Here is a 5,046-nt window from a genome sequence, read left to right on the forward strand (position 1 = left end):
CATGCTAATCACTTTTTTTTCCGCAAAGTTTTTGGGGACTGAATTTTTACCCCAATTAAATGAGGGCGCACTTTGGGTGGAGGCAGAACTACCCATGAGTGTAAGTTTGCCGGAAGCCAATGAAATCAGTAATAAAATGGTAGCTATCCTGCATAAATTTCCCGAAGTAAAACAAACGCTGGCACAGGTTGGAAGACCCAATGATGGTACAGATCCAAAAGGTTTTTATAACGTGCAAACCCAGGTAGACCTGTATCCCGAAAAACAATGGAAAAGAAAAATAAGCGAAGACGAATTGATTGCAGAAATGGATACGCAATTTAAAAAATACCCGGGCATTGTTTTTAATTATTCTCAACCGATACGCGATAATGTGGAAGAAGCCGTATCAGGTGTAAATGCGTCACTTGCTGTAAAAATTTTCGGGAGTGATTTCAAAGTACTTGACAAAGCGGCAAACGATGTGATGGCGCAATTAAAAAATGTAAATGGCATAGAAGATCTTGGGGTGGAGAGAAATCTCGGGCAGCCTGAATTCAGGATAGAACTCGATCAGCAAAAGATGGCAAAATATGGAATTGTAATGGCTGATGCGCAAAGCGTAATAGAAATGGCTATTGGGGGTAAAGCGGCAACACAACTGTATGAAGGCGAAAGAAAATTTGATGTACGGGTGCGATACGAAAAGCCCTACCGCGTGGATCAGGAAGCCATTGAAAACCTGATGATGCCGGGAAAGGACAACAGCAAAATTCCTTTAAAAGAAATCGCGGATATAAAAACCATTACGGGGCCTGCCTTCATTTATAGGGATAATAATCTACGTTATATCGCAGTAAAATTTTCTAATCGCGGTCGTGATTTGGGAAGCACCATTGCCGATGCACAGTCAAGGGTAAACGCAAATGTTCATCTGCCAAGAGGTTATTATACAACATGGAACGGCGAGTTTGAAAACCAGGTAAGAGCTTCCAAAACATTATCGCAGGTGGTGCCTATATGCCTGCTCGCCATTTTTCTAATTCTATTTATAACATTCAATAATGTGAAAGATGCACTTCTTACTTTATTAAATGTTCCGTTCGCTTTAATTGGTGGTATCCTCGCATTGCATATTACAGGCTTTAACTTTAGCATCAGCGCCGGTATTGGTTTTATTGCATTGTTTGGTGTCTGTATCCAGAATGGCGTAATTCTTATAAGCGTATTCAGAAAAAATCTCGAGGAAAAAATGCATCTGGATGATGCCATTTACAAAGGCGTTATTTCACGCGTACGCCCGGTCGTTATGACAGCATTAATGGCAGCCATAGGTTTGTTACCGGCAGCGATTTCTCATGGCATTGGCAGTGAAACACAAAAACCGTTAGCCATAGTTGTAATTGGAGGGTTGGTTACATCAACCATCCTAACACTGTTAATTCTTCCGGTAATCTTTTCGTTAGTACACCAGTTAATGCACAGAAGATCAAACAGGAATTTTTTGAGAAGAATGGGCGTAGTGAGTAAGTTGGAGAAACCAAACAGATAATTATAAAATTGTAACGGCAACAAAAAATGGTTGCGGCAACAATTTTGCTGCCGCGACCATAAAAATAAACATAACACTTATATAAGAGACTTCGAAATGTTATCTCACCGTATAATCATAACAATCGCTGGTTAATACTGTGGCCAATGTTACTCCATCCACTATTTGAAAATGAATATGAAATTTTGTGCCGCGGGCAATGGAAGTAATTGCACGCCACAAATCAGCATGTCCGTCGCCATGATTGTCTGTCCTGATATCTTGTGGCGTCAATCCCAAACCAAGCGTAAGCCATGCGGTGCTTGAGCAGTCTGCATCGGTAATTGGATTTACAGCACGCTGCAGCAGGTAGGAATGATTAGGTTGCAGGTGGTGAACCCAGGTATTCAAGTCGACAATCCTGGCAGTATCGGGATCCTGGCGAAACTCGATAAAGCCGGAGCTACCAGGCATAGATTTAGCGTCTCCACGAAGAACAACATTTAAATCATAGGCGGAATCATCCGGAGGAATTGCCTCTTTTTTGCAACTAACGAATGTCGTAATTAATGCTACGCCAAAAATGGTTTTGATAAATGCCTGGTAAATAATTTTTGTTTTCATAATAATAATTTTTAAAGTTTATTTAATGATTGATTAAATCTATACCTCCTTTAAAAATTTTATCACCGGAAATGAGAATTTTGCGGGAACAAATGAGAGATTGACGGAAGGAATTTTTTTAAGCCGAAAGATGGGTAATTAATTCAAGCAACTCTTCTTTTTTAGAACGTGCGACAGGAACCGTCATATCATTATTCAAAACCAAATAACCTCCTTCGCCTTTCACATAACGGATCGCGTACTGGAGATTTACAAGATAGGAATTATGAACCCTAAAGAACGGAGGCATATCCAGCAGGTCTTCTATTTGTTTCAATGTTTTAGAAATAAGGAAATGCTGTCCACTATTCAAACGCACATCGGTGTAATTGCTATTGCTTTCACAAACGACAATATTATTCAGGGGAACCAGCTCATAGCTATGCATCGTTGGCAGTGCAATTTTTTGAAAAGAAAGATCGTTGCTCTTCTTGATATGGCTTAGTAAAGCCGTAAGTTGTTTTAATGAATCCCGTTGCTCATGTTGCAAATGTTTATTTACCGCTTCGCGCAACTCGTCTTTATCAATAGGTTTCACGAGATAATCTAACGCACCAAATTTTATAGCACGAATTGCATATTGGTCAAACGCAGTAGTAAAAATAATATCGAAATTAATTTCCTTTAGTGCCTCAAGCATTTCAAAGCCGGTCATACCGGGCATTTCAACATCGAGGAAAATGAGTTGGGGTTGTTCCCGTTGTATTTGTTGCAATCCGCTTTCTGCATCACCGCAAGTAGCAACTATTTCTACTTCCGGGGAATATTGCTGCAGTTGCCACTGCAAGTTATCGATGCAATGTTTTTCGTCATCAATTATAATTGCCTTAATCATAAATCAAATATCTTTTACAGGAATATTTATTTCTACACAAGTTCCTGCATTTTCTCCCAAATCATTTTTTAAATCGTGAATGACTATTCCAACCTCATTACTTTTCGAAGAATCTATCAGTTGCAACCGGGTTCTGGTTAATTCTATGCCAAGAGATTTTTTAGTCCTTTCCTGTTTTGCAGCTACTTCATTTTTATTCATCCTCCCCATCCCGTTGTCAATAATACTGCAATGTAGTATTCCGTTTTCGAGATTCAAGTTAATGCTGATCCTATTATTAATATTTTTACTCCCTTGCAAACCATGCCAGATTGCATTTTCAACAAATGGTTGGATTAATAAAGAAGGGATTAGTACTGATGATGTATCAATTTGATTGGTGTCGATTTCATAGATAAAAGGAACTTCAAAACGAAGCGTCTCAAGATCCATATATAATCGCAGGCAAGCCAATTCATCTTCAAGCGAAATAAAAGACTTTCCAGATTGTTCTAAAACTATGCGGATGAGTTTTGCAAATTTTGTAAGATGATCCGCAGCCATTGCTGCATCGTTCGCAATAATAAATCTATTGATAGAATTAAGACAGTTAAAAATAAAATGGGGATTCATTTGTGCACGAAGCGCCTGCATTTCTAATTCGGATGCCTTTTGCTGCATCTCGCTTTTGGCTCTTTCACTTTCAAGTTTCTGCAGCGTTAATTCCTTTTCTATAATCTCATGCCGGGTTGCCTCATTCCTTCTTTTCAGCGTAACATTCCTGAAGATTATAAAACCAAGTAATGCCAGGACAAAAACGCCAATGATCAAAATATTTTTTAGAATTGATGTATTCTTTAAACGTTGATTAGTGATAAGGAACTGTTGTTGATTGATCACTTTTTCATTGTTGAGCAATTCTATCTGAGCCTGCCTTTTTTCATTTTCGGTAACCGCTTTATATATAGCGAGCTTTTTACTGAAATCTTCAACTGCTACATATTCCTTCATTAAGTTGTACTGCCGGTAATAATAATATGCGCTGTCAACCTGATGCACCGATTCATACAAAGTTGACATTAATTTATACCCGTCCCGGATGTATTGTTTTTCATTGTGACTTTTTGCATTCTGCAAAAGATCCCTGGCATAAGTGAGTGCATTTTCATAATTTTTTTCTCCTCCGTAAGCCTTACCAATGTCAAGCAGCAATCGCATTATTCGATTCTTATCATTATTCTTTTCCGAAAGTTTCAGTTCAGCAATAAGTATGGTAAGCGCCTGTTTATATTCTTTAGATGAAATATGCTTTTCTGCAACAAGGATGCGGGGAAGCGTTGTATAGTTGCTTCTTATGGTCATGTATTTGATGGTCTGCAGATATTTTTCCTGGTCATATAATGATGAATCAAATTGTTCCAGTAAATAATAAGTATCGCCAAGGTCTACCAACGGATGCCAGGTTAAAGAGGAGCCCTGTGGATACACCAAACTTTGAGAATAGAAATTCAACGCGGTTTTACTATCACCCGCTAAATGATATAGGTCACCGATCTTGGCTAATACAATTGCAGTATTAAACGAATCCTTAGCGCTTTTAAATATCGCCAGACTTTGGTTAAAGTATTCGAATGATTTTTCATAATTCCCGCTTTCAAAACTAATGGATCCCAATAACGTTGTCGCTTCACCCAGGGCTTTTTTGTTACCAGTAATTTGTGAAAGCTGAATTATTTTGTTACATGCATCCGTTGCACTATCGAAATTACCCTGGCAGAAATAAGCTAATGCCAGGGTCATATACGTTTCCACCAATTCTTTTTTATTGCTTTCGTTTTTATCTAATTGTATTGTTTGAAGACAAATTTTTTCCTGTAATGGAAAATCGCGAAAACCCAGGCCTGCAATGCGTGCCTTGTTATTCATGGACATGATCAGTCCCGATTGGTAATTAATTCGTAACGACTCCTTAATTGCTTCGCTTGCATATAAGGTAGCCGAATCTAATTGCAAATAGGTGTAGGCTAAACTTAACTCATTTAAACAATCAATCCGGGCG

The 5,046-nt window shown here is 38.4% G+C and carries 4 protein-coding genes; 1 reads left to right on the forward strand and 3 read right to left on the reverse strand.

Annotation, left to right across the window (positions count from 1 at the left end; translation table 11 throughout):
* A partial coding sequence (locus ACO1O5_RS02010) for an efflux RND transporter permease subunit (RefSeq protein ID WP_486267960.1) occupies positions 1–1,531 on the forward strand: 1,531 nt, incomplete at its 5' end.
* A gap of 99 nt (positions 1,532–1,630) precedes the next feature.
* Here ACO1O5_RS02010 and ACO1O5_RS02015 read toward each other — a convergent pair.
* From ACO1O5_RS02015 to ACO1O5_RS02025, 3 genes are all read right to left on the reverse strand, one after another.
* Entirely contained in the window at positions 1,631–2,134 is a 504-nt protein-coding gene (locus tag ACO1O5_RS02015; RefSeq protein ID WP_486267961.1) for a hypothetical protein, read from the reverse strand.
* Positions 2,135–2,252: 118 nt separating this feature from the next.
* Positions 2,253–3,008 carry a LytR/AlgR family response regulator transcription factor gene (locus tag ACO1O5_RS02020; protein ID WP_486267962.1) on the reverse strand — a complete coding sequence of 252 codons (756 nt, stop codon included), beginning with the start codon at positions 3,006–3,008 and terminating at the stop codon, positions 2,253–2,255.
* A 3-nt stretch (positions 3,009–3,011) separates the two neighbouring features.
* On the reverse strand, positions 3,012–5,046 hold a 2,035-nt coding region (locus ACO1O5_RS02025; RefSeq protein WP_486267963.1), incomplete at its 5' end, for a tetratricopeptide repeat-containing sensor histidine kinase.

Source organism: Ginsengibacter sp. (assembly GCF_057362405.1).